Source organism: Xenorhabdus poinarii G6 (assembly GCF_000968175.1).
GTDB classification, from domain to species: Bacteria; Pseudomonadota; Gammaproteobacteria; order Enterobacterales; family Enterobacteriaceae; genus Xenorhabdus; species Xenorhabdus poinarii.
Genome location: NZ_FO704551.1, coordinates 1,439,753 through 1,464,285 on the forward strand (window position 1 = coordinate 1,439,753; position 24,533 = coordinate 1,464,285).

General features: G+C 43.8%; 22 protein-coding genes. 14 read left to right on the plus strand and 8 right to left on the minus strand.

Annotation, left to right across the window (positions count from 1 at the left end; genetic code table 11):
- Positions 1–275: 275 nt before the first annotated feature.
- Together maeB and XPG1_RS06680 are read left to right on the plus strand one after the other, a co-directional pair.
- Positions 276–2,555, plus strand: coding sequence for an NADP-dependent oxaloacetate-decarboxylating malate dehydrogenase (gene maeB / locus XPG1_RS06675; protein WP_045958385.1), 2,280 nt, complete (start codon positions 276–278; stop codon positions 2,553–2,555).
- A gap of 356 nt (positions 2,556–2,911) precedes the next feature.
- Positions 2,912–3,715 (plus strand): energy transducer TonB, encoded by an 804-nt coding sequence (locus tag XPG1_RS06680; RefSeq protein ID WP_045958386.1) that lies wholly within the window; start codon positions 2,912–2,914, stop codon positions 3,713–3,715.
- 182 nt (positions 3,716–3,897) lie between these two features.
- Here the strand turns inward: XPG1_RS06680 and xseA are convergent, their stop codons facing one another.
- Positions 3,898–5,259 carry an exodeoxyribonuclease VII large subunit gene (gene xseA, locus XPG1_RS06685; RefSeq protein WP_045958387.1) on the minus strand — a complete coding sequence of 454 codons (1,362 nt, stop codon included), beginning with the start codon at positions 5,257–5,259 and terminating at the stop codon, positions 3,898–3,900.
- Positions 5,260–5,431: 172 nt separating this feature from the next.
- Between xseA and guaB the strand changes: the two genes are divergently transcribed.
- The 3 genes from guaB (at position 5,432) to XPG1_RS06700 (ending at position 10,052) form a co-directional block, all read left to right on the plus strand.
- The gene (gene guaB / locus XPG1_RS06690; RefSeq protein ID WP_045958388.1) at positions 5,432–6,898 is read left to right on the plus strand and encodes an IMP dehydrogenase; all 1,467 of its coding nucleotides are present in this window, start codon (positions 5,432–5,434) and stop codon (positions 6,896–6,898) included.
- A gap of 79 nt (positions 6,899–6,977) precedes the next feature.
- A complete protein-coding gene (gene guaA, locus XPG1_RS06695; RefSeq protein WP_045958389.1) occupies positions 6,978–8,555 on the plus strand; it encodes a glutamine-hydrolyzing GMP synthase in 1,578 nt (525 codons plus the stop codon).
- A gap of 309 nt (positions 8,556–8,864) precedes the next feature.
- Complete coding sequence (locus XPG1_RS06700; RefSeq protein ID WP_045958390.1) at positions 8,865–10,052, plus strand: tyrosine-type recombinase/integrase; 1,188 nt, start codon at positions 8,865–8,867, stop codon at positions 10,050–10,052.
- Between the two features lie 219 nt (positions 10,053–10,271).
- On the opposite strand, the gene XPG1_RS06705 is transcribed toward XPG1_RS06700, so the two are convergent.
- From XPG1_RS06705 to XPG1_RS17995, 3 genes are all read right to left on the minus strand, one after another.
- Entirely contained in the window at positions 10,272–11,984 is a 1,713-nt protein-coding gene (locus XPG1_RS06705) for a hypothetical protein (RefSeq protein WP_045958391.1), read from the minus strand.
- 185 nt (positions 11,985–12,169) lie between these two features.
- Positions 12,170–13,078 carry a LuxR family transcriptional regulator gene (locus tag XPG1_RS06710; RefSeq protein WP_197541115.1) on the minus strand — a complete coding sequence of 303 codons (909 nt, stop codon included), beginning with the start codon at positions 13,076–13,078 and terminating at the stop codon, positions 12,170–12,172.
- A gap of 104 nt (positions 13,079–13,182) precedes the next feature.
- Positions 13,183–13,877 (minus strand): IS1 family transposase gene (locus tag XPG1_RS17995; RefSeq protein WP_157879417.1). Its coding sequence is split into 2 segments (ribosomal slippage): positions 13,183–13,625 and positions 13,625–13,877, totalling 696 coding nucleotides; the frame shifts between segments, so codons are not numbered across the junction.
- Between the two features lie 211 nt (positions 13,878–14,088).
- Here XPG1_RS17995 and XPG1_RS06725 point away from each other — a divergent pair.
- The 5 genes from XPG1_RS06725 (at position 14,089) to XPG1_RS06740 (ending at position 16,866) form a co-directional block, all read left to right on the plus strand.
- Positions 14,089–14,340, plus strand: coding sequence for a helix-turn-helix transcriptional regulator (locus XPG1_RS06725; RefSeq protein ID WP_045958393.1), 252 nt, complete (start codon positions 14,089–14,091; stop codon positions 14,338–14,340).
- A complete protein-coding gene (locus XPG1_RS18915) occupies positions 14,325–14,612 on the plus strand; it encodes an AAA family ATPase (protein ID WP_052708264.1) in 288 nt (95 codons plus the stop codon). The genes XPG1_RS06725 and XPG1_RS18915 overlap by 16 nt, the downstream gene beginning before the upstream one ends.
- An 18-nt stretch (positions 14,613–14,630) precedes the next feature.
- Positions 14,631–14,780 (plus strand): hypothetical protein, encoded by a 150-nt coding sequence (locus XPG1_RS19270; protein ID WP_231853063.1) that lies wholly within the window; start codon positions 14,631–14,633, stop codon positions 14,778–14,780.
- A 13-nt stretch (positions 14,781–14,793) separates the two neighbouring features.
- Positions 14,794–15,678: an IS982 family transposase gene (locus tag XPG1_RS06735; protein ID WP_045958394.1), complete on the plus strand. Its 885-nt coding sequence runs from the start codon at positions 14,794–14,796 to the stop codon at positions 15,676–15,678.
- 243 nt (positions 15,679–15,921) lie between these two features.
- Positions 15,922–16,866, plus strand: a complete 945-nt coding sequence (locus XPG1_RS06740; RefSeq protein ID WP_052708265.1) for a DUF1266 domain-containing protein — start codon at positions 15,922–15,924, stop codon at positions 16,864–16,866.
- A 50-nt stretch (positions 16,867–16,916) separates the two neighbouring features.
- On the opposite strand, the gene XPG1_RS19150 is transcribed toward XPG1_RS06740, so the two are convergent.
- Positions 16,917–16,997, minus strand: a complete 81-nt coding sequence (locus XPG1_RS19150) for a tail fiber assembly protein (RefSeq protein ID WP_366301096.1) — start codon at positions 16,995–16,997, stop codon at positions 16,917–16,919.
- A gap of 281 nt (positions 16,998–17,278) precedes the next feature.
- Positions 17,279–17,734, minus strand: coding sequence for a DUF1240 domain-containing protein (locus XPG1_RS17025; RefSeq protein WP_052708266.1), 456 nt, complete (start codon positions 17,732–17,734; stop codon positions 17,279–17,281).
- Positions 17,735–17,887: 153 nt separating this feature from the next.
- Here XPG1_RS17025 and XPG1_RS18005 point away from each other — a divergent pair.
- Positions 17,888–18,729 (plus strand): IS5 family transposase gene (locus XPG1_RS18005; protein WP_157879545.1). Its coding sequence is split into 2 segments (ribosomal slippage): positions 17,888–18,230 and positions 18,230–18,729, totalling 843 coding nucleotides; the frame shifts between segments, so codons are not numbered across the junction.
- A 16-nt stretch (positions 18,730–18,745) separates the two neighbouring features.
- Here the strand turns inward: XPG1_RS18005 and XPG1_RS18375 are convergent.
- Together XPG1_RS18375 and XPG1_RS06760 are read right to left on the minus strand one after the other, a co-directional pair.
- On the minus strand, positions 18,746–18,904 hold the full coding sequence (locus tag XPG1_RS18375; protein ID WP_157879434.1) for a hypothetical protein: 159 nt from the start codon (positions 18,902–18,904) through the stop codon (positions 18,746–18,748).
- Positions 18,897–20,066, minus strand: a complete 1,170-nt coding sequence (locus XPG1_RS06760; RefSeq protein WP_045958397.1) for an IS701 family transposase — start codon at positions 20,064–20,066, stop codon at positions 18,897–18,899. The genes XPG1_RS18375 and XPG1_RS06760 overlap by 8 nt, the downstream gene beginning before the upstream one ends.
- A 758-nt stretch (positions 20,067–20,824) precedes the next feature.
- Between XPG1_RS06760 and uhpT the strand changes: the two genes are divergently transcribed.
- The 3 genes from uhpT (at position 20,825) to uhpB (ending at position 24,524) form a co-directional block, all read left to right on the plus strand.
- Complete coding sequence (gene uhpT, locus XPG1_RS06770) at positions 20,825–22,201, plus strand: hexose-6-phosphate:phosphate antiporter UhpT (protein WP_045958399.1); 1,377 nt, start codon at positions 20,825–20,827, stop codon at positions 22,199–22,201.
- Positions 22,202–22,392: 191 nt separating this feature from the next.
- On the plus strand, positions 22,393–23,016 hold the full coding sequence (gene uhpA / locus XPG1_RS06775; RefSeq protein ID WP_045960547.1) for a response regulator transcription factor UhpA: 624 nt from the start codon (positions 22,393–22,395) through the stop codon (positions 23,014–23,016).
- Positions 23,001–24,524, plus strand: coding sequence for a signal transduction histidine-protein kinase/phosphatase UhpB (gene uhpB / locus XPG1_RS06780; protein ID WP_045958400.1), 1,524 nt, complete (start codon positions 23,001–23,003; stop codon positions 24,522–24,524). The genes uhpA and uhpB overlap by 16 nt, the downstream gene beginning before the upstream one ends.
- The last annotated feature ends 9 nt before the right edge of the window (positions 24,525–24,533 follow it).

The window sequence follows — 24,533 nt, forward strand, 5'->3', positions numbered from 1 at the left end:
TATTAATTGAAGATTAAATACCTCTATATAGGTATCGTTAAAAATAATGATTAGACATAATAAACTTTGATTTGCTGTAGGCGAAGGAGAATAAATACCTCTTAAAATGCGATGGACAAGAGCCTATTGATTAACATCAGGTCATTATTTGTCTGTTTTGTGAGCCGCAGTATGTCCGGTCACGCACAAAGTGTTGCTTATATCATGATTTAACCGTCCGTAACTATTATACTGGGCAGATTTTCACTAAGAGATGAAGTGTAAAGGATCAGACGATGGACGAAAAATTAAAACAAAGTGCTCTTGATTTTCATGAATTTCCACAACCGGGGAAAATTACAGTAACACCGACCAAGCCACTGACAACACAACGTGACTTGGCACTAGCATACTCACCGGGGGTTGCCGCGCCCTGCCTGGAAATCGCCGAAGATCCTTCGGCAGCCTATAAATATACGGCACGAGGCAATCTTGTTGCGGTTATCTCCAATGGTAGTGCTGTCTTAGGACTGGGAAATATTGGGGCGTTAGCCGGTAAACCCGTGATGGAAGGTAAGGGCGTTTTATTCAAAAAATTCTCGGGCGTTGATGTTTTTGACATTGAAGTGGATGAATCCAACCCGGATAAATTGATTGATATTATCGCGGCACTGGAACCCACTTTCGGTGGCATCAACCTTGAAGATATCAAGGCGCCGGAATGTTTCTACATTGAGCAGAAACTCCGTGAACGCATGAAAATTCCTGTATTCCACGATGATCAACATGGTACCGCCATTATCTGTACCGCCGCCGTGTTGAATGGATTGCGGATTGTTAACAAAGATATTAGTCAAGTCCGTATGGTGGTATCGGGCGCTGGAGCGGCGTCGATTGCCTGTATGAACCTGCTGGTTGCACTGGGGCTAAAACGTGAAAATATTGTCGTTTGTGACTCAAAAGGGGTGATCTATCGCGGCCGCGAAGAGAATATGGAGAAAACCAAAGCGGATTATGCGATTGAAGATAATGGCAGCCGTACACTGACAGACGTGATCCCTGATGCGGATATTTTCCTCGGTTGTTCCGGTCCGGGCGTTTTGACTCAAGACATGGTGAAAACCATGGCAAAAAGTCCGCTGATCATGGCATTGGCTAACCCTGAGCCGGAAATTTTACCGCCACTGGCAAAAGCCGTGCGCCCTGATGCCATTATTTGTACTGGCCGTTCTGATTTCCCTAATCAGGTGAATAATGTTCTCTGTTTCCCATTCATCTTCCGTGGTGCTTTGGATGTTGGGGCAACCACCATTAACGAAGAAATGAAACTGGCCTGTGTGCATGCCATTGCGGATCTTGCACTGGCAGAACAAAGCCAGGAAGTGGCTTCTGCCTATGGTGATCAGGATCTGTTCTTTGGCCCTGATTACATCATTCCGAAACCCTTTGATCCCCGTTTGATTGTAAAAATTGCCCCGGCTGTTGCCAAAGCGGCCATGGAATCCGGTGTGGCAACTCGGCCAATTGCCGATTTCGGGGTATATATTGAGAAGCTCAATGAGTTTGTCTATAAAACCAACTTATTCATGAAACCGATCTTCTCTCAGGCGAAGAAAGAGAAGAAACGTATTGTCTTGGCAGAAGGGGAAGATATTCGTGTTCTGCATGCCACGCAAGAACTTGTCTCCCTCGGACTGGCATTTCCAATCCTGATTGGGCGTCCCAGTGTGATTGAAATGCGGATTAAAAAACAGGGTCTGCATATTGAAGCGGGTAAAGATTTCGAAGTCGTGAACAACGAAAATGACCCACGTTTTAAAGCGTACTGGCAAGAATATTATCAAATCATGAAGCGCCGTGGCGTTTCTCAGGAACAGGCTCGTCGCGCAGTGATTGGTGATCCAACCTTGATCGGGGCAATCATGGTACATCGTGGTGAAGCAGATGGTCTGATTTGTGGTACGGTGGGTGGCTACAACGAACATTATCAGGTTGTAAAAGATGTTTTTGGTTTCCGCCAGGGCGTACAGACCGCCGGTGCTATGAATGCCTTAATGTTGCCGACGGGAAATACGTTTATTGCCGATACTTATGTGAATGATGATCCAAGCCCGGAAGAGTTGGCCGAAATAACACTGATGGCGGCGGACACGGTACGCCGTTTCGGCATTGAACCTAAGGTAGCCCTATTATCACGCTCAAGTTTTGGCTCTGCGGATTGTGAATCTGCGCGAAAAATGCGTAAGACGTTGGAATTAGTACAACAAATGGCGCCATCACTCGAGATTGACGGTGAAATGCACGGTGATGCTGCTCTGATAGAAACCATTCGTCGTGACATTATGCCGGACAGTCCGCTGAAAGGTTCTGCCAATCTGTTAATTATGCCAAATATGGAAGCGGCGCGTATCAGCTATAACTTATTACGAGTGACCAGCTCTGATGGTGTCACCGTTGGGCCTGTTCTGATGGGAGTCGCTAAGCCTGTCCATATTCTGACGCCAATTGCTTCTGTACGCCGTATTGTGAATATGGTGGCACTGGCGGCCGTTGAAGCGCAGACAACGCCGCTATAAATAAGGCGGATGATAACGTGCCTGTTTCAAGAATGAATCAGGGATAAATGCGTGAATCACCCTGTTAAGTCCAGACTTAGCAGGGTTTTTTATTTGTAAACGATTCTCATTATCTATAGTATGCGGGCAATTTTTCTTTTGATCATGGACAGTCATGAAAACATCTACCTACCATCGCGCCAAATGAGAATATGCTGATTTTGTCTGGTATACGCTGAAAGTGAGCGAAAATGTCACCCAATAATGGTAAGAATCATAGGGAAGTGGGTCATCAATAGATAAAAATAGTTTTCATTTATATAATGAATTGATTATCATTCGTTGCTATTTATTATTGACATAATGCGCCATAAGCAATGTTGACGGACATCACGTATAAAAATATTCACACTCATCATGTGACAAAATCCTTTCTCGCTGCGATTACACTGCATGCCTTGTTCGTAGGATGGTTGGTCTACAAACCTCAGGATGTGGATATTGAGGAGTTTCTGCCTCCGCCCGCGGTGATGGTAGAACTGTCAACACAGACGGAAGCCATCCATCAAATTCAGAAGCAATCAATTGGTATTGAACAACAGCACTCTGTTGCCAGTAAGCAACAGGAAAGCAAAATTGACGAAGTTAACATGCCGAAATGGGATATCAATGAAAATGCCTTGCTTTTAGTGGATAAGCAGAAGAAAAAAAAGAAAGAGCAAGAGACACCGAAAAAAACGCCACCCGTTAAACGCGTGCAAGCAAAAAAGCTGGAAAGTGAAAAATCCCGCAGTAGTGAGGCACCAACGACCAGTAGTGCGATGGCGAATAACGTGACGGTCCGTACTGCTGCCTCCTATGAAAGTAGTTCTGATGCTATCGCAGATGCTAAAGCCGTCTGGCAGGCAGAAGTAACCGGGCATTTGAATCGTTATAAAAAGTACCCGGCAGATGCGCAGAGAAGAAACCGAACAGGACGTCCGATCGTGAAATTTACCGTTAACGCATCGGGCATGGTGCTTGAAAATGAGTTAATACGACATTCAGGGACCCAGTCACTCGACAGGGAAGCAAGGATGGTGCTGGAAAGGTCACAGCCATTACCGAAGCCTCCCGACGTTATTTTAACTCATGGCAAGATCACGGTTGAACTGCCGATAGACTTTTATCTATCTCAATAAAAATACCAGACTGATGGCATATCACAGAATAAAACAGTATTTTCACCAGAGATGAAGGTGCCAAATAAAAAAGAGAGCGAGCGGCAAGGTTATACACGGTAAGAGAGTAATTTAAAGTCAATATGGCATTTACTCATTTCATCATCATATAAAATGAGGGTTAGGGAAGAGACGTATCGCCTTTATTTTTTTCTCTGGCTGGTCTTTGTGATCTGCGTCACCTGACTCTCAATCCAGCCATCTTGCAATCGTGTTTTTACGCTTTCGCCCGCTTTCACCTGTTTAACTTGCTTCAACAGCTTCCCATCGGATGTTTCGCTGATACTGTAACCGCGGCTCAATGTTGCCAGTGGACTAACGGCCTCCATTCGTGAGCAGGAAACGGCAAATTTTTCCCGATTATGGCTCAAGTGTCGCTCAATAGCCTGCTGTAAACGAAAATCAAATTGCTGGATAGCTTGGCGATAGTGCTGGATTTCCCGTCCTGGATGAGTTTGTAACAATCGCTGATTCAATTTCTCATATGAAATTAAACTTTGTTTTAGACGACGTAACAAACGATCAACTAACTTTTGTCGTAACTCAGCCAAATGATGCTGCTGGCGCGCTAATCGTAAATCAGGACTCTGTTGTTGCAGCCGGTGGTGCAACACATTGGAGGCTCGTTGCTTTTGCGCAAAAAAATAATCCATTGCCATTTCAAGACGTTGTTGCAGAGATTGAATTTGCCGCAATAATTCGATTTGATTGCGGCTAACTAACTCTGCTGCCGCAGAAGGTGTTGGTGCACGTAAGTCGGCAACAAAATCGGCAATGGTGACATCGGTTTCATGCCCGACAGCGCTGACGATAGGGATCTGGCTATGAAATATCGCTTGGGCAACGTGCTCATCGTTAAAACTCCATAGATCTTCCAGCGATCCTCCGCCACGGCCGACAATCAGGACATCACATTCTTGTCGCGCATTTGCCAATTCGATCGCCCGAATAATCTGTAATGGTGCTTCGTCTCCCTGAACCGCGCTAGGGTAAATCACAATCGGCAAAGAAGGATCGCGGCGTTTTAAGATATTCAGAATATCGTGCAGTGCCGCACCGCTGACGGAAGTAATGATCCCCAGCCGTTTGGCAGGTGAAGGAAGGGGTTTTTTATGAATTTGTTCGAAAAAGCCTTTCGTCGCAAGTTTTTGTTTTAATAGTTCAAACTGCTGTTGCAGTAAACCCTCTCCGGCGGGTTGAATATGCTCTACTATCAGCTGATAGTCACCGCGAGGCTCGTATAATGTAATCTGTGCCCGAACCAATACTTGCTGACCATTTTGGGGACGAAATGTTGCCCTCAGATTGTGGTTTCGAAACATGGCCGCCCGAATTTGTGCTCGTTCATCTTTCAATGTGAAATACCAATGGCCTGATGATGGCTGAGAAAAATTGGACATTTCGGCGGATAGCCAAATTCTGCCCATTTCCAGCTCCAATAGCTGACGAACTGTCTGATTCAGACGGCTAACAGAAAAAATTGCGGTATTGGTTGGTATCGACATGTGAGCTAGATCAAATTTTAAAACAAAGACTTAATTAATCGATATTAATCTCATTGCATGACTAATCAAGAATTTTTTTCAAAAAATGCTGGAGGCAACCGATTTCGGCCTGTATAATGCCGCGGCAATATTTTATCCCTCTTATTGCCCATAGCTTGGTGAGATATTGCTCATGTTACGAATTAAAAAAGAAGCATTAACTTTTGATGATGTATTGTTAGTTCCCGCCCACTCAACTGTCTTACCTAACACCGCAGATCTGTCCACTCAATTAACTTCCACTATTCGCCTGAACGTACCTATGCTTTCCGCTGCTATGGATACGGTAACGGAATCTTCACTGGCAATCGCACTGGCACAGGAAGGGGGAATTGGTTTCATTCATAAAAATATGTCAATCGAGCGTCAGGCTGAAGAAGTCAGCCGCGTGAAGAAACATGAAAGTGGTGTTGTGACTGATCCGGTGACTGTCACACCACAGACAACGTTACGTGAAGTCCACGAACTGACGGAACGTAATGGGTTTGCCGGATACCCGGTAGTCACTGAAGATAACGAATTAGTGGGTATCATCACCGGGCGTGATGTGCGCTTTGTGACGGATCTGGATCAGCCAGTCACGGCGGTAATGACACCGAAAGAGCGTCTGGTGACAGTCAACGAAGGCGAAGCCCGCGAAGTGGTTTTACAGAAAATGCACGAAAAACGTGTAGAGAAAGCCCTGGTTGTGGATGATAACTTCCATCTGCTTGGCATGATTACGGTGAAGGATTTCCAGAAAGCGGAACGTAAGCCGAACGCATGTAAAGATGAACAAGGCCGCCTGCGTGTTGGTGCTGCGGTTGGTGCGGGTATCGGCAACGAAGAGCGTGTTGATGCATTGGTGGCTGCGGGTGTTGATGTGCTGCTAATTGACTCTTCCCACGGTCATTCTGAAGGTGTTTTACAGCGTATTCGTGAAACCCGTGCTAAATACCCTAATCTGCAAATCATCGGGGGGAATGTTGCGACGGGTGAGGGCGCGAAAGCGTTGGTCGACGCGGGAGTGAATGCGGTTAAAGTTGGTATCGGCCCCGGTTCTATTTGTACAACCCGTATCGTGACGGGTGTCGGTGTTCCTCAAATCACGGCGATTGCGGACGCGGTTGAAGCGCTGGAAGGAACGGGGATTCCTGTTATTGCAGACGGTGGTATCCGTTTCTCTGGTGACATCGCCAAAGCGATTGCTGCGGGTGCCTCCTGTGTGATGGTCGGGTCCATGCTGGCAGGCACAGAAGAATCACCAGGGGAAATCGAACTTTATCAAGGCCGTTCATTCAAATCTTATCGTGGAATGGGTTCTTTGGGGGCAATGTCGAAAGGCTCTTCTGATCGTTACTTCCAGACGGATAACGCCGCCGACAAACTGGTTCCTGAAGGCATCGAAGGCCGTGTGGCTTATAAAGGATTACTGAAAAGCATCGTCCACCAACAAATGGGTGGTTTGCGCTCTTGTATGGGGCTGATGGGGTGTGCAACCATCGATGAACTGAGAACAAAAGCAGAATTCGTTCGTATCAGTGGTGCAGGCATTCAAGAAAGTCACGTTCATGACGTCACCATCACCAAAGAATCACCAAACTATCGTTTAGGTCTGTAATTTATTCAGCGTGGCCCATCACTGGGCCAGTGACTTTTTTATTTTTTTTATTGCCACTTGTTTTTGGAATTCATCTAAAATGACAACTAATATCCATCAGCATCGCATTCTTATCCTTGATTTTGGCTCGCAATATACCCAGCTTATTGCCCGCCGTATTCGTGAAATTGGTGTTTATTGTGAACTTTGGACATGGAATGTCACTGAAGAGCAAATTCGTGAATTTAACCCAGATGGTATTATTCTTTCCGGCGGGCCAGAGAGCACGACTGAGCACAATAGCCCAAGTGCCCCAGAATATGTTTTCAATGCAGGCGTCCCGGTTCTGGGCATCTGCTATGGCATGCAAACAATGTCTATGCAATTGGGTGGTCGCGTTGATAGCTCCGATGAACGTGAGTTTGGCTATGCACAAGTTGAAATCCAAAATAACTGTGAACTGTTCCGCGATATTCAAGATGCGCTAAGTGAGACCGGTCATCCGTTGTTGGATGTCTGGATGAGTCATGGTGACAAAGTGACAGCTATCCCAGCTGATTTTACAAAGGTTGCCAGCACAGATACGTGCCCGTTTGCCATTATGGCTAATGAAGAAAAACGTTTTTATGGTGTGCAATTCCACCCGGAAGTGACTCATACTCATCAAGGCCTGAATATTCTGAAACGTTTTGTGCTGGATATTTGTCAATGTGAAGTGTTATGGACGCCAGCTTCTATTATCGACGATATTGTCGAACGTCTACGTGCTCAGATTGGTGATGATCACGTCATTCTGGCGCTGTCTGGTGGTGTTGATTCTTCTGTGACGGCATTATTATTAAACCGTGCGATTGGTAAGCGCTTAACCTGCGTTTTCGTTGATAATGGCCTGCTGCGTTTGAACGAAGCGGATCAAGTGATGGCGATGTTTGAGGGTAAATTTGACCTGAATATCATCCATGTTAAAGCAGAAGATCGTTTCTTGTCTGCATTAGCCGGAATTGATGAGCCAGAAGCTAAACGTAAAACTATCGGCCATGTCTTTATCGATGTATTTGACGAAGAAGCGGCAAAACAAACCCAAGTCAAATGGCTGGCACAGGGTACGATTTATCCAGACGTGATCGAATCTGCGGCATCGGCAACGGGTAATGCTCACGTGATTAAATCTCACCACAATGTGGGTGGCCTGCCGGAAGATATGAAACTGGGGCTGGTTGAACCGCTGAAAGAGTTGTTCAAAGATGAAGTCCGTCGTATTGGTTTGGAACTTGGCCTGCCATATGACATGTTGTATCGTCATCCGTTCCCAGGCCCGGGTCTTGGTGTTCGCGTATTGGGTGAAGTGAAAAAAGAGTATTGTGACTTACTGCGCCGTGCTGACGCTATCTTTATTGAAGAGCTGCATAAATCTGATCTGTACAATAAAGTGAGTCAGGCATTCACCGTCTTCCTGCCTGTTCGTTCGGTGGGGGTTATGGGCGATGGCCGTAAATATGACTGGGTCGTCTCTTTGCGTGCGGTAGAAACGATTGACTTTATGACAGCTCACTGGGCACATTTGCCCTATGATTTTCTGGGGCGTGTCTCGAATAGAATCATTAATGAAATCGATGGTATTTCACGAGTGGTCTATGACATCAGCGGTAAGCCACCAGCGACAATTGAGTGGGAATAATCCCGCAATAAGAATTAGCTGGCACTGACTAGCAAAATAAGCATATAAGCCCATGTAAAAATGGGCTTTTTTGTTTTTGGTGCTTGTACTGTCTGGCACTGATTAGCAGCATCAAGCACAAGTTGAATGTGGTATTAAAGCCGGTATTATCGGAGCCAGATGCCATGATAACAGCCTGATACCATGCGATAGTTTTTGATCCCTTCATGGTATTAAAAATAAGTAATTATTTGTTTTCAAAGAAATTAAATCGTAATTTCCTACTGTTGTTTTGCATGGTATCAAAAAGTTAAAAAAGGATGAAAATTAATGCTGACTGATACCAAACTGAGAAATTTAAAACCGAAAGAAAAGCTCTATAAAGTGAATGACAGGGATGGGCTGTATGTAGCTGTCACGCCCGCTGGCTCTGTCTCATTTCGTTATAATTACGCCATCAATGGTAGGCAGGAAACGGTGACTTTTGGTCGTTATGGTATTGGCGGGATTACTTTAGCTGAAGCCAGAGAGAGACTTGGGGAAGCTAAAAGAATGGTGGCTGATGGTAAGTCCCCGGCTAAAGAAAAAGCCAGAGATAAAGCGAGAATTAAAGGTGCGGAAACATTTGGTGCATGGGCTGAAAAATGGCTTCGTGGGTATCAGATGGCTGACTCTACGCGGGATATGCGGCGATCAGTTTATGCTAGGGAACTTAAGGGTAAATTTGGCAACCAAAAGTTAAATGAAATCACACATGAAGACTTATGGGCGATCACTGACACCATTGTTGAACGTGGTGCGCCAGCGACAGCGGTTCATGCAAGAGAAATAGTGCTTCAGGTTTATCGCTGGGCGATTGAACGAGGCCAAAAAGTAGAAAACCCGGCAGATTTAGTGAGACCTGCAAGTATTGCAAAATTTGAACCCAGAGATCGAACATTAACGTCAGGTGAAATTGGTTTGATGTATCGCTATCTGGAGAAGGTCGGGACAACGCCATCAATTCGGGTTGCTGTAAAACTGCTATTGTTAACAATGGTACGTAAAAGTGAGTTAACTAATGCAACCTGGAGCGAAATTAATTTTAGTGAAGCAATTTGGACTATCCCAAAAGAGCGAATGAAACGCCGAAATCCGCATCTGGTTTTCTTATCGCGTCAGGTGATGGACATTTTAGTTGCTTTAAAAACCTTCGCAGGTGGTTCTGATTTTGTTCTTCCATCGCGCTATGACTCTGATGCGCCAATGAGTAGTGCGACCATGAATCGAGAGCTAGATCTTACGTATAAAGCAGCACAAAAAGACGGACACGACCTTGCTAAATTTGGACCTCACGATTTACGCAGAACAGCGAGTACGTTGCTGTATGAAGCAGGCTATAACACGGATTGGATAGAGAAGTGCCTGGCGCATGAACAGAAAGGGGTTAGGGCAGTGTACAATAAAGCAGAGTACCGTGAGCAGCGCACCGCTATGTTGCAGGATTGGGCTGATATGATAGATGAGTGGACACACTGAGTCATATTGATGTTAGTAATCAGCTAAGATTTGGCCTGACATAGTTATGATACAAAGCCAAATCTAATCTTATGGGGCATTTTGTACTGGAAGAGGGTATTACTAACATTATTAGATATTGGCCAATGTGGATAAGCTAATTAATTTACAACTCAGGGGAATATGGTTATTAATGCTCGGCCTTTGAAAAAGGCCGAGCATTAATAACCTAAAAAATCACTATTCTTCAGGTTCTTTTTCAATTTCTTGCGGTAGAGATGGAAGATTGTAGATATCATCAGGTGTGAAACCTGAGATTTGCTCAAGCAGTCTTTCTGAGGAAAGGATTGGTTGTTTTTTGCTTCGTTCATATTCGTTGTGAGAATAACTCCCTTCATTTACCCAGTCGAAATACCGATTGATGCTACCAATTAGGGTATTGCAGGTATGCTTGTTACTACTTGTACTGCCGATTGAGTGCTGCCCCGCTGTAAAGCGAATAGACGATTTGGCAATATAGGATAAGTCTTTGCCACTGAGTGTCGATAGATTTATTCGTTCTATTGTTGCCTCATTCAGGGCAAACTCTCTTGCCCAGTGTTCATCAACGTTGCCGAGATAGTACTCAAATGCGCTGTAAAAATAACCTGTTGTTATGAGTTTGCGGATTTGCCAAGCTACCTCTTTTTTATCATTGCGGCGCTCTAACTCTTCTAACAATATCGGTAACGCCATCAATCGGCTGTCCGAAATGCCAATGATATTTAAGTGAAATTTAGCATCCCACAGTATCTCATTAAAGTGATCCAGTGCGGAATCATCCAGCGCATTGAAAGAGGATATGGACATTTTAATTAATCCATTGATTGCCAGGGACTGGAAAAGCGCCTCTGTCATTGTATCTGAAGGAAATATGTATTTCCCAGAACGTGTTAATGTTTTGAATCCCCAATCATCACCGCAGCCATCAACAAAAGCACATAGTATCATCAGCATTCGAGTTGATATTTTTTCAAGCGAGGAGGGGGCAATATGTTCAGGATTTAATGGGTGATCAGTTCTCGTGCCAATTTTCTCCTCTAATTTGGCGATTGAGTGCCTGAGAGATACAGCTTTATCGTCATCATCAATGTAATCTATCCAGTAATCAGCTTCCTCGATATCAGCCATCGTTATAGCGGCATGTGCCGTGTTAAATGCTAGTGAACTTAGATAGTTAGTGTATCCTGCCGAAAGGTTGGGGGCACCGAAAAATCTCCTTGCAACCTCGATGCTGTGTTTGGGGTTTCTATCAATACTAAAATAGGATTCAAAAAAAAGCAGACTCTGGGATGTGTATTCACCAACTTGATGGGATATAAATTGAGTTAGTTTTTCAAGAGTTTGGAGTTGGCGTGAATTATCCAGCAGGATGCGGTGTGTTGCTTCATAAAAGGTTAGCAGCTGAGCATTACTCAGCTTGTTGATGTCAAAAATAGGCAACTCTTTATTAAAGGATGATGAAATGCCCATCAAACAGTTAAAGTAAGTAGTATATTGTTGCTTTGTACCCGAAAGAATAAAGGCCCTGATGATTTCCATATAGGGGCTGAGTGAGGTATCATTTTTCACCAAGGAAAGTACTGTGCTAATTTGCTCGCTAAACTCATACCGTTCATCTTGGTCTAATGCTGATTGAATTAGTGGTGTAATTGGGAGATCAGAAAACGCAATCAAGTTCAGAACAGCCTGTCTTTCTGTTTGAAAGGCTTTTTCCTCCCTTGCTACTACAGCTTTACTGAAATAATATTCTACAGTAGTCTCGCTAGCTTCTTCAGTATGAAGAATGACCTTTTCACAAACTGAGAAAAAACTCTCTTGTTTCTGAATTGGTACTTGTTCTTGAAGTGGCTTAGCCACACGAAATTTACGAGAGATATTGGCTTTAACTTGCTTTTTATTCCGCTTTTTCATCACTTAAATCCACTAGATAGCTTTAGACAAAGTGTACCGCGTAGTAGTTGCGAGCTCAATGAAACAGATGATTTATTGATCATTTGCGTTTGTTTGCGAGCATACCATAAAAATAGGGCTTCACTTTTATAGAATATTTGATAAACGGTTTTAGCTTCCTTCCCTTTAAGGCTAATGCCTTAGTCTTACTCAAATAAGTGAAACTCTTCACGTACAGACAGTATCGCCTTAGAAACGGCCTGGTTTGACGATGGTTTATTGGTGATTTCTCCCAACTTGATGCCAACCTGTTGGTTAGACAAACCTTGCCTACGGAGAACAAGCATACGTTTTTTGTTATCAGTCAGTCGGGAGTCAACCATTCTTCGTGCCAAATCGCGCAGCTCTGCTACATTAGTGGGGTCGAGTGATGAATCAAACATATAATGATAAAAATACTCATCGATTAACTTATCACCAGATTTTGCATTGTAGCGATCTGGATGGGCGATTTGGCATCGAAGCCTTAAAAGTTCTTGTTCAAATTGTTCTTTAGAGCGCATGGCTTGCTTATACATGGCGTTCCATGAGCCATCATGCAATTTTGGTCGGTGATTTAAGCAGTATGTGTGGCTTAAGTCTGGGCGTTTTTTCTTTCCCTTTTTTTCATAATCTTCGTATTCATCATCTTCAATAGTGCCATATTTTTTCCATGTTCTAACAAATATGGAAAATTCTGTTGGATTCCCACAGAAGGCGCAAAGTCTCATTTTCCTTTCGGTATTTAAGTCAATATCCGGTGCTAGCTTAGATCTTTTAGGTCGTTTCCCTTCGCAAAGAGAAAATAGCTCTTTAAGCATATCCTGAGTCGAAATAAATAAAATATCTTGTTCTGTGTATGAGCAATGATTAATAAAGTTACGCAGATGAATATGAATTTGATCGGTAGTAAAGTGAAAACCTTTTAACTTAATTAGCTCACTATAGGTTAAGTTTTCTTTTGATATTGGGCTATAGATGAGGTATGTCTTTGGAAGAGTAGCTAAATATTCAGCTATAGCGGGGTCAATTATTTTTTCAATCAGTTTAATAATATTATGACTTTTGGATTCCAAGGAATACGAATGCCATTCTTCTCGAAATAAGCTAACAGCATTGGATACAGATATGTCGGAATACTTCCAAATAGGGGTCGTGTATTAAATGGTTAGAAGGATCACTAAATATAGTTTTCACGCTCAATGAAAGTGCCTATCACTTTATCGTGCATTTCTTCAGATTTGGAATAACCGATTGTTTTTCTATTCAGCCTTTTTATTCGGGTACGATGGGTAAGGTTGGTTCTCTCTATACGTTGGGTAAATATCTTTCCAGTAAGATGGACTTCTTCAGGAAGACAATCATAAACGGCATAATCATCCGTACAGTAAAACCGGATATTAAAGGGTGACAAGAGTGCCAGTAGTTTTTCCCATGTTTTTCTGCTGCGATCCCCAAAAGTATGTGCCACTATCCGTTTCATACGCGGCTCCCAGGCATACCAGAGCCAGCGCTGATTTTTCTTACTCCCCACAAACGACCACTGCTCATCCACTTCACAGATAAGATGAATGTCATCCCCGTCAAGAGGAAGCGTCGTCACGTTCCGGGGGTTGAGTTTTTAAGCGTTTTCATCACAGTAGCTGTTGCCACCTTCAATACGCGGGCCGTGTCACGGATGCCGCTGTTATTCATCGCCATATCAATAATCTGCTCTTTGACTCCCGGTTTGCAAGCTTGATAGGTGTATGCCAACTGAAAGACTTTACTGCAGGCATAGCAGCGGTAGCGGGGATAACCTCTATGACCTTTTCCATGTCCTTTAACATCTTCTGATTTGTGACAATAACGACAATCAACTTCTACTTTAGCCATGTTCCACCACGAAATACCGGAAGATTATCATAACAACTAACTATTTAATACATGACCCAAATAGGGATATAAAACTCGCCAAGCTTATATCGTACTTTTTCTTCAGTTTCAAACATTTTTGCATCCAACCTTTTTGTCCAATCTATATCAGTAAATTACTGGAATCGTCAGGCATTATCAACTAAAGAATGACGTAAAGATTGGAGAAGCTATGAATGCTTTAGTAACGAAAAAAACGCTGATCAACCGTAAGACATTGTTGAAAATGATCCCATTATCAGACCGAACCATCTACAACTTGGAACAACGAGGGGAATTTCCTCGTCGCATTGTGCTGACAAGTCGGAGCGTTGCCTGGGATTTAGCTGAAGTTGAAAACTGGATAGAAGAAAGACGCAGATCACTGTTAAAAGCTGCCAGACCAGGAGATTTATGCAGGGAGTTATCATGGCGATTGAAATAATGTCTGCATTTACAAACGAACCACCTTTATTTGACTATGTTTTACCCAATATGGTCACTGGGACTGTAGGGGCAATAGTTGCTCCCGGAGGTGTAGGTAAGTCTATGCTGGCTTTGCAATTAGCTGCTCAGATAGCGGGTGGGCCTGATTTATTAGGAATGGGCGAGCTAATGACAGGTAATGTCGCGTATTTACCAGCTGAAGATCCAACGATAGCGATATATCACAGACTATATGCTTTAGGTGCAAGCCTTACTTATAAGCAACAGTAATCCGTGGCAAATGCACTCATGCTTGAACCTTTAATTGGGAAGTCCCCAAATGTAATGTCCCCTGAATGGTTTGATGATTTACGTAATATTACCCGAATTCTGGATAAAAAATTGGCGAAGTGCCTGTTCCAAGAGCAAAGTTTTGGTGCACACCAAAAACCGCTCTAAGAAGGAACAGGCAATGAACAAACTAGTTGAAATTTTCTGCGATGTCGATGACTTTTGTCGTTTTTCTATTCCTCAATGGGAACAGTTTTGTCTTAATAAGGGGCATCGTCTACGCCGCAGGCAAGGTCACATGTATCCCAGTGAAATGATGACCATCCTGATCCGCTTTCACATGTCGCATTACCGTGATTTTAAACATTTTTATCTGGAGCATATTTGGAAATATCATCATCACGATTTTCCAACTTTGCTCAGTTATACCCGTTTTGTCAGTGTTTCCCCTTCCGTTTTAGTGCCGCTGTGCAGTTATCTGACTCAGTTAAAAGGAAAGCCCACGGGGATCGCTTTTATTGATTCCACGAGTTTACGCGTGTGCCATAACATTCGTATTCCCCGCCATAAGGTGTTTGAGGGGGTGGCACAGCGAGGAAAAACCTCGATAGGGTGGTTTTACGGTTTCAAATTACACTTGATTGTTAACCATCAGGGCGAAATTCTGGCACTCAAAATCACCGCCGGTAATGTGGATGATCGGGAACCGGTTCGCGAATTAGCAAAAGAATTAACGGGTTCTCTTTATGGTGACAAAGGCTATCTTAGTCAAGAACTGGCAGGTGCTTTAGCGCAAGCGGGTGTAACGTTCATGACGAAAAAGCGCCGTCACATGAAAGCGCAAGTGCTGGCTGAATGGGATAATATAATGTTATCAAAGCGTTTTATTATTGAAACAATTAATGGGCAATTAAAAACCATTTCTCAAATAGAGCATTCCTGGCACCGAAGTATAAAAGGATTTCTATTGACCGTTTTAGGTGGTGTCATTGCTTACTGCCTAAAATGGAAGAAACCGTCACTGAAAGTTTTCTACTCAGAAGAAGATTTTCCAATGACGGCTTAAACGGAATTCGGATTATTTTAGCAAGATCTCATACTTACTCGCATATGGAATATTTCGACTATATTCAAAATTAGCTTTTCGGCTCATATCATTGTAGAACCGTTTTTCATTTGCCCCGGTTTTTCCAGTGCCATTGAGTGAATACAATAACGTGAATTTTTATTTTTTTATTTTTTTATTTTGTGACTCATCAAAAATCTTTATTATCCCTGTCCTCAATACCTCATAATAAATGGAGATTTTATGCATTGGTTTTTACGCACAGCGGTTTTTACACTTGTCTTACTGGGTGTGAGTTATAGCATTTATAGCCGTTTTTTCCCTTATGTAACAAACGAAAACAGGAAAGAAGAGATTGAAGTCACCACGCAAAACACGCTCCTACCGGTGACCAGTGAAGACTGGGGGATCATTCTGGGGGCGCCCTATGCGGTTTTTAATGGTCATGTGGTTAATGATTATACGCCTGAAATCGCCGAGGATAATGGCTTATCGTCGGCATGGGGGATCAAAAACCGGCAGGATTTACTTCAGCAATTATTTTGGCTCATTATGGAAGGGCACTCTACTGATTATTATGAAATAAGAGATACTGTTATTCACCTATCAAAAAACGATTTCGACATGTTATTGAGCAATATTGAAAAAAGTCAGTGGGATGAAACGGAAAAACAAGAACTCATTTGGCAATATAAAATGATGTATCACAATACCCATGACATTCAAAACATGGAATATCTGGCTTGGGATTATGTCCGGTTCAGTATGTTATGTTTAGAAGGTGCCCGATTGAAATATATCACCAAAGAAGAAGCTCAATCCTGGACGCGGATGTTAGCCCCGCGTCTGCGTAAAATGTATACGGGATGGGATGATTTGTGGCATCATTTATTTATCACACGTTGGTTCTGGTCGGCTCAGGATAAGCAATGGACAAGCAGCCAATCAGATTACCTTGCTATCGTGGATAATTTATTACAGGACAAGAGCAGCCCTGTGAACGTGATTCAATGGGATGTACCACTTTCCTCCACGGATACTACGTCATTTTCTGAGGCGCTGGTAAGCTTGCAATTACCTAAGTCCATGGTCACTTTAGAATTAGAAGGTGATGACGATGTTACTGTCGGGGTCGATGAATTAAATGAAATTATTCGAGCACATCTGAATATCTCTCCCCCTAAATGATATCTAAAATATAAAACATACAGGGGCACTGTGATCTGTGCCCCTGATAATCACTCTGGTGTTTTAGGCCCGTCAATATCTGGTACTGACGAACAGTCAATACGGTTCAGCAGCACACAGTTTTTTTCCACTCAGTGAGCATGGTCTGTTCTCTGTTAATGGACATATTGAGGTCTACGGCATATTGTAGCGGGCTATTGAGTTATTGGCCTGAGATAGACAATGCTGTTTTTCTGATTCCAGCTGCTATTGCAATTGCGTAGATGTTGGGGACGGATTTGTTATTCCGTCGGTCTCTTCCTCTGTAATCGGGAGTAACCCCGATCCAATCCGCTTTCTTCTCTTACTCAACGCATTCAGCTCTTATCATGACATCATGATAAGATTGTCGCTAAGCGTAAACTTGATAGACTCAGTGACAGAGTTTTTCCTCTTTCGCATATCGGGTTGGTGCTTTCGGAGACGTACGTTCGCAGACAATATAGCCCGCTCCCAACAACTTGAAATGCATATACCAAGATAATGGAATACTCATGATCAACCCAATTAACTCAATGGCGAGAAAAAAGCCCATAATCCGTTCGTGCAGTGTTGTCGATTTTTTCTTTTTTTTCTTTGTTCTGGTTTTTTCTAGTTTTTTTAGTTTTTCTGGCGTGAGAATTATGCCCAGATAGATTCCAAAAAGTAAAAAATACAGTATGAATGGCGAGGAAAAAACAAGCATGAACATGACCCAAGAAGATTCAACCCGGTCTTCCATCTTAAACGCCGCTATCAGTTCACTGCCCGCAGTGAAAACAACAAAAACCATGACTACTAACATGACTAATAAAAATAAAATAGTGCCAACCCTTTTTTCTGTTGTCATGGCTTTCTTCCCTATGTATTCGACGTGTTGTCCTGATTATGCTGATGGTCATCAGAATTTCAAAACATCATTCTATTATCAATACTAGGCCGTGTCCCTTAATGTAAATTGGTAGTATTATCATCTAAACGGTTTTCAATATAGGAAAAGATGATGGCACGCTACGACATTCCTGATGACGCATGGATATTGATAGAATCTTGTTTGCCCCTGGTTCATTCAGAACGGGCAGGACGTCCCTATGTTGAACACCGTCGTGTGATGAATGGGATGTTCTGGGTATTGTGCTCTGGAGCACCGTGGCGCGACTTACCGGAACGCTATGGGCCTTGGAAAACGGTCTATAACCGATTTAATCGTTGGTCAAAATCGGGCATTATCAACAAGATATTTAATCGGTTACTGTCCGTTCTGGATGAAAAAGGGTTGATTGACTGGACTGAAATTTGCCTGGATGGTAGCCATATTCGCGCCAGTAAAGAGGCCGCCGGCGCGAAAAAAAACAGCCCGATATCGCTGACGATCATGCGCTGGGTCGCTCACGCGGTGGTTATGGCACCAAAATCCACCTGGCAACCGACCGAAAGGGTTTTCCCCTCAACCTAATATTGACCGCAGGGCAAGCCCATGAAAGTCAATCCGCCATTCCATTGCTCGATGGCATTGGCGTCCAACGCAAAAATGGTTTCATGAAACGACGTGGCAAAGCCGTGCTGGCCGATAAAGGTTATTCGGGCGGAAAACTGCGCGGTTATCTGCGTAAATTGAGGGTCAAGAGCATTATTCCGTATAAAATCAATGAAAAAGGCAGTACTAATGGCCGCACAAAATTTGATAAACAGGCTTATCGTGACCGGAATGTGGTCGAACGCTGTTTCGGTTTTCTGAAAGGGAATCGGCGTATCGCAACCCGTTACGAAAAAACCGCCCGGAACTATTTATCGATGGTGAAATTAGGCTGTATTCGACTCTTTTACAAGCGGTTATATAATTAAGGGACACAACCTAGTACTACAGCCGTAATTGTTCTGTAAGCCGATGATTTCCCCGGCGACGATAATGACATTGTTGTGCCCGGTATTGATGCCGTCGTCGCCAGTCTGACCAATGTAAAACCTGTTCGATTGTTTCTCCCGCTTTTTCCATCAGCTTTGACAACAGCTTACGCAATTCCGCTACACTGAGCGGAACCTGGCCTGCCGGTGTTTTTTTTCTCCTCTACCCGCAGAACCGCCAGGACTGCATGGGCCAGTAACGACAAGGTAATATGCCGGTGCCAACTCTGCCATCGCCGCACTTCGTAGTGATCCAGTCCACATTTCCCTTTGATTTCCTTAAAGCCACTTTCGATTTCCCAGCGACAACCCGCCACCTGAACCAGCGTATTAAGATCCGCCTGTTCTCGCAAGGCATACACCACATAGTAAGCCCGTTCCTGTCTACTATCCCGGCTGCGGCGAACCAACAGATAATGACCATAACGCCGCTCCTCTTCACTGAGCTGTAAACGCCATAATGGCACAACAGCCCAGTCATACTCTCGCTCACCTTTTGTTCCCGTTCCCGCTGAGCGTGTTTTCCAGTCAGTGGCAGTCAACGTATCGGCAATCCGTTCAGCACGGAGATATTTGGGTCCTTGCCACCATAAAGGGGTATTACAGGGAATGGCTAACACGAAGGGCGGGTGTCGGGACGCCAGCCAGACCCTCAGACGACGGTCACGGCCATACACTTCATCCGCGGTCACCCAGCGACAGGGCACGCCAGCATCCCATGTCCGTTCCAGCATCTGCCGGGCTAACTGGGGTTTCGTTGCAAACGTGACACTGGCCGGGATACCCGCAGCTTCACAGCGGGCACGGTCATCGATCCACTGGCGAGGCAGGTATAAGGCCCGGTCAATAAAAGCATGACCGCCGTGGCCGCCGTAACACAGAAATACGCCTATCTGGCTGTTTTCTACTCGTCCAGCGGTCCCACTATACTGACGCTGTACCCCGGCAGAATGGGTCCCTTTTTTGATAAAACCGGTTTCATCAAGGATGAGAACCCCCTGTTCATCGCCCAAATGTTCAGTGACATAATCCCGCAGGATATCGCGGGCCATCTCGACATCCCAATCAGCGCGTTCCAGCAAATATTGAATGCCATCGGGGGAACTTTCCCCTAGCCATTCAGCCAGTTGCCAGCTATTTTTACGTTCAACATCACTGAGCAATCCCCGAAGATAGGCGAGGCTGCGTTGTCGTGGGCCGGTAGAGTGAAATAAGGGAGCCAGACGGGCATGTAATGCCTGTAGCGCCTGTTCCCAGATTTTGGCAGGGGATGGCATGTGACACCACCTTTGATTTAAGGAAGAAGAACCCCATCATGGCACAATATGGATTACGGCTGTAGTACTAACAATTGGCTAAATATCATAACAACGTCCATCAAGGCTCTAAATGTGAGTATCCCGCTAAAAAGTATCATTGACTTTCAGCGATCTTCCGCCATCCCTTTATCCGATGGTATTGACATACAGCGCAAAAATGGTTTTATAAAGCGGTGCTGGCTGATAAAGGCTATCCGAGCGAAAAACGCCGCAGTTATCTGCGTCAATTAAGAATAAAGAGCATGAATTTGTTTGTACATTTGGAGTGGATATGAACTACTACGCAGAGGATCACTTCTAGGTAACGTAAATAGCCTTGGAAGTGTTATGAAAAAACTTAAATTACAGTATAAAAATTCTGAGATATTCTCGGGAATAAGACGTGATTGGAAAAATTACTGCCGACTTTTGCTATGACCACCCAATCAATACATTCAGTCAATATGGCAAGCAACTTATTTTACCCAAGCTCAGGAAGAGAAAAGCTTAGAGTGTGATTCTTTTCACGCTTTATGTACAAAGCGAGTAAAACTAGGAAATATTCCTAATTCAACTAGGAGCTTAGCTCAAGCCAACCTTTCTTCAGTTTTTTAAACTGCACGGTAATAACCATACCTATAAAGATGATATCTACGAAAATTTTCGCTTTCTGGCGACTTATCTTTTTCATCCGCTTTAAAAAGATGTTTTTCTCATGGTCACCTAAGGATTCTCAAATGCTTAAGATTCTAGAACAAATTCGTAAACCGACACTGGATCTACCAGTGGAAGTACGCCGTAAAATGTGGTTTAAACCTTTCATGCAGTCATATTTGGTGGTTTTTATCGGCTATATGGCGATGTATTTAGTCCGTAAGAACTTTAATATCGCCCAAAACGATATGATCTCGACTTATGGCTTGTCGATGACGCAGCTCGGGTTAATAGGATTAGGTTTTTCTATTACTTACGGTATTGGTAAAACGGCTGTTGCTTATTATGCCGACGGCAAAAATACCAAACAATTTTTGCCATTTATGTTGATCTTGTCTGGCCTTGCCATGTTAGGGTTTAGCATGAGCATGGGACATTCCAGCATCAGTATTTTCCTGATGGTGGCATTTTATGCATTGAGTGGTTTTTTCCAAAGTATAGGCGGGCCTGCCAGCTATTCCACCATTACAAAATGGACGCCTCGCAATAAGCGTGGAACCTATCTGGGGTTATGGAATATGTCGCATAACGTAGGAGGCGCCGCCGCCGCTGGGGTAGCACTTTTTGGTGCCAACTATTTCTTTAATGGTCATGTGATCGGGATGTTTATTTTCCCTTCGATTATTGCGCTCATTATTGGCTTTATTGGGCTACGTTATGGCAGCGATTCGCCAGAAAGTTATGGTTTGGGCAAGGTAGAAGAGTTATTTGATGAAACCATCAGCGAAGAAGATCTTGCCGCAGAAGAAAACCAGATGACCAAATGGGAGATCTTTGTTGAATATATCTTAAAAAACAAAGTTATTTGGCTACTCTGTTTTGCCAATATCTTCCTTTATATTGTACGTATTGGTATCGACCAGTGGTCAACGGTGTATGCTTATCAGGAATTGGGACAATCAAAAGAAACGGCGATCACCGGTTTTACCCTGTTCGAAGTCGGGGCGTTGGTCGGTACATTAATGTGGGGGTATTTGTCAGACTTGGTGAATGGTCGCCGTGCTCTGGTTGCCTGTGTTTCTTTAGGTTTGATTATTGTTTGTCTTGAATTCTATCAACATGCAACCAGTGAATATATGTACCTGGGATCTCTGTTTGTACTGGGTTTCCTGGTATTTGGCCCACAACTGTTGATCGGTGTGGCTGCAGTTGGTTTTGTACCGAAAAAGGCAATCAGTGTAGCTGATGGTGTCAAAGGCACATTTGCCTACTTAATTGGTGATAGTTTTGCCAAGTTAGGTTTGGGCATGATTGCGGATGGTGTACCTATTTTTGGTCTGACTGGCTGGAAAGGGACGTTTGTTGCACTTGATACTTCTGCATTCATATGCCTTAGTTTGCTTGCTTTTGTCGCGATTGCGGAAGAACAAAAAATCCGGAAAATGAAGAAAGCCCGCTAAGTGATGATTGATATTGATGCTGCCGTTTTTTTTGACCCCGGCAGCATCTTTTCACGCCTTTTTCCAACATCTCATTTTTTATATCTTGCAAACGGCTGATGACAACCTACTGATTGCCATCATGCAGGCTATTGCGAAGCGATATCAATAGGAGTAGTTTATTCCGTTTATTAATCTGCTAACCAATAATGATGATTAAAGTAGCATTAGTTGATGATCATGTTGTTGTACGTTCAGGGTTTGCTCAATTACTGAATTTAGAACCTGATATTGACGTTGTGGGTGAGTTCGGTTCATGTGCCGAAGCCCGGCAAGGATTACCCGGATTGGGCGCAACGGTCTGTATCCTTGATATTTCGATGAAAGACGAAAGTGGATTGTCTCTCCTGAACGATCTCCCCTCAGGTATTAGCTGTATTATGTTGAGTGTGCATGATTCTGCCACTATGGTAGAAAATGCCCTGAGAGCCGGAGCCCGCGGCTACCTCAGTAAGCGTTGTAGTCCGGATGAGTTGGTTCAAGCGGTGCGAACGGCCGCCAATCATGGTTGTTATCTCACACCGGAGATTGTGCTTAATCTGACGTCATCAAAGAGTCATCTGGCACCATTGGAACATCTGACGAAAAGAGAACGACAAGTTGCGCAGATGCTGGCCAGTGGTATGGATGTTAAAGCGGTGGCGGCTGAACTGGGATTAAGCCATAAAACAATCCACGTCCATCGAGCCAATGCGATGAGTAAATTAGGGGTAACGAATAACGTGGGTTTGGCAAATCATTTTGCCATGAGTGATCACTCATGCGTCAATATCTGATTAATTCATTTTGTGGCTGCTTGTTGTTTTCTTGCTGGTGGTTTTGCTTATGGATCATTGCGTACCATTTTGTTAATGATTTTGAGTTGGCTATTTTGTTTTTCCCTTTTGCTTTGCGTCTTGGGATGGCTCTCCATACCCCCAAACGCTATTGGATAACCCTTTACGGTGCCGAATGGGGGCTGACCATTTGCTTAGCGTTCTTAATGGCACAGCCACAATGGTTGACCGTATTAACGGCCAGTATGATCAGTTTCCCGCTTATTGGGTTTGCCAATCATTATTATTGCGGCAGTCAATGGCAGCGATTTGTGATTATGGCCGGTATCATTCTGGCAACATCGATTATTAATGTGGTGGCGATAAGTCACCACAGTTCTGCATTGGGTATCGCATTCCTGGTGAGTTTAACAGGGGGTGTGATGTTAGTTCCTTTGTGTTATCTAATATGGCATTACCTGTTCCAAAATATTTGGCTGCCGCTGACGGCAAGTCTTGCCTCATATCGCCTTCAGTTTCATCTCAAACACGTTATTCTTTATGTTTTATTATTTGTACTGAATATCGTGCTCCAGGTGGGGCTTCCGAATGAATTGCGTTATTTTGCGCCATTTTGTTTAGCTATCCCCATTATCCTATTGGCTTTTCGTTACGGCTGGCAAGGTGCTGTCGTCGGTACGTTGTTGAACAGTATTGCATTGATTGCCGCCCGTAGTGGCGTTTCGCATATCGAAATCACGGATCTCTTGTTATCACTGTTGGTGCAGACAATCACGGGGATCATGTTAGGTCTGGCTGTACAGCGTCAGCGTGATCTCAATGCACAATTAAGGCGTCAACTCGATTGTAATCACAGCCTGTCTCGTCAATTGGTGAAAGCGGAAGAATCGGTAAGACGGGAGATTGCCTGTGAACTGCATGATGAAATTGGTCAGAATATAACAGCCATTCGTACACAAGCCAGTATTATTCAGCGGATAGAAGTGGCGCCGATGAGTGCCAATTGCGCCAAAATGATCGAAGCATTATCACTCAATATTTATGATACGACGAAAGGGCTATTAAGCCGGTTGCGACCTAAGATCCTTGATGATCTCGGCTTGAAAGAAGCGATAGAGCAATTATTGCGGGATATGAAATTTGAGGCGCATGGCATATTAGTGGATGTGCATTGGGCGGAGGATTCGGTTGCCGCGATTGAGCAACTCAGTGATACAACCAAAGTGACATTATATCGTCTTTGTCAGGAAGCGTTGAATAATGCCATGAAATATGCTCAGGCGGATCATATTGAGTTGTATTTTTCTGTTAAAGGTATGATTCATGTTTTGATCAAAGATAATGGTATTGGCTGTAAGGCCGAAGATCATATGAAAGGATTTGGTCTGCGTGGTATGCGTGAACGTGTACAGGCTCTCGGTGGCAAGTTCACCATTAACAGTGAAAAACAACAAGGTGATTCAATCTCGTCGGGGACGGATTTATCCATCATCTTGCCCAAACTTTAAGACACGATC

Excerpts from the sequence above, each read along its gene's own strand:
- XPG1_RS19270 (WP_231853063.1), top strand. The coding sequence starts at position 14,631 with ATGCTTGAACCTTTAATTGGGAAGTCCCCAAATGTAATGTCCCCTGAA.
- XPG1_RS06725 (WP_045958393.1), top strand. The coding sequence starts at position 14,089 with ATGAATGCTTTAGTAACGAAAAAAACGCTGATCAACCGTAAGACATTG.
- xseA (WP_045958387.1), bottom strand. The coding sequence starts at position 5,259 with ATGTCGATACCAACCAATACCGCAATTTTTTCTGTTAGCCGTCTGAAT.
- XPG1_RS06705 (WP_045958391.1), bottom strand. The coding sequence starts at position 11,984 with ATGAAAAAGCGGAATAAAAAGCAAGTTAAAGCCAATATCTCTCGTAAA.
- maeB (WP_045958385.1), top strand. The coding sequence starts at position 276 with ATGGACGAAAAATTAAAACAAAGTGCTCTTGATTTTCATGAATTTCCA.
- XPG1_RS06760 (WP_045958397.1), bottom strand. The coding sequence starts at position 20,066 with ATGCCATCCCCTGCCAAAATCTGGGAACAGGCGCTACAGGCATTACAT.
- guaB (WP_045958388.1), top strand. The coding sequence starts at position 5,432 with ATGTTACGAATTAAAAAAGAAGCATTAACTTTTGATGATGTATTGTTA.
- guaA (WP_045958389.1), top strand. The coding sequence starts at position 6,978 with ATGACAACTAATATCCATCAGCATCGCATTCTTATCCTTGATTTTGGC.
- XPG1_RS18915 (WP_052708264.1), top strand. The coding sequence starts at position 14,325 with ATGGCGATTGAAATAATGTCTGCATTTACAAACGAACCACCTTTATTT.
- XPG1_RS06740 (WP_052708265.1), top strand. The coding sequence starts at position 15,922 with ATGCATTGGTTTTTACGCACAGCGGTTTTTACACTTGTCTTACTGGGT.
- uhpB (WP_045958400.1), top strand. The coding sequence starts at position 23,001 with ATGCGTCAATATCTGATTAATTCATTTTGTGGCTGCTTGTTGTTTTCT.
- XPG1_RS06700 (WP_045958390.1), top strand. The coding sequence starts at position 8,865 with ATGCTGACTGATACCAAACTGAGAAATTTAAAACCGAAAGAAAAGCTC.
- uhpT (WP_045958399.1), top strand. The coding sequence starts at position 20,825 with ATGCTTAAGATTCTAGAACAAATTCGTAAACCGACACTGGATCTACCA.
- XPG1_RS06735 (WP_045958394.1), top strand. The coding sequence starts at position 14,794 with ATGAACAAACTAGTTGAAATTTTCTGCGATGTCGATGACTTTTGTCGT.
- XPG1_RS17025 (WP_052708266.1), bottom strand. The coding sequence starts at position 17,734 with ATGACAACAGAAAAAAGGGTTGGCACTATTTTATTTTTATTAGTCATG.
- XPG1_RS06680 (WP_045958386.1), top strand. The coding sequence starts at position 2,912 with ATGTTGACGGACATCACGTATAAAAATATTCACACTCATCATGTGACA.
- uhpA (WP_045960547.1), top strand. The coding sequence starts at position 22,393 with ATGATTAAAGTAGCATTAGTTGATGATCATGTTGTTGTACGTTCAGGG.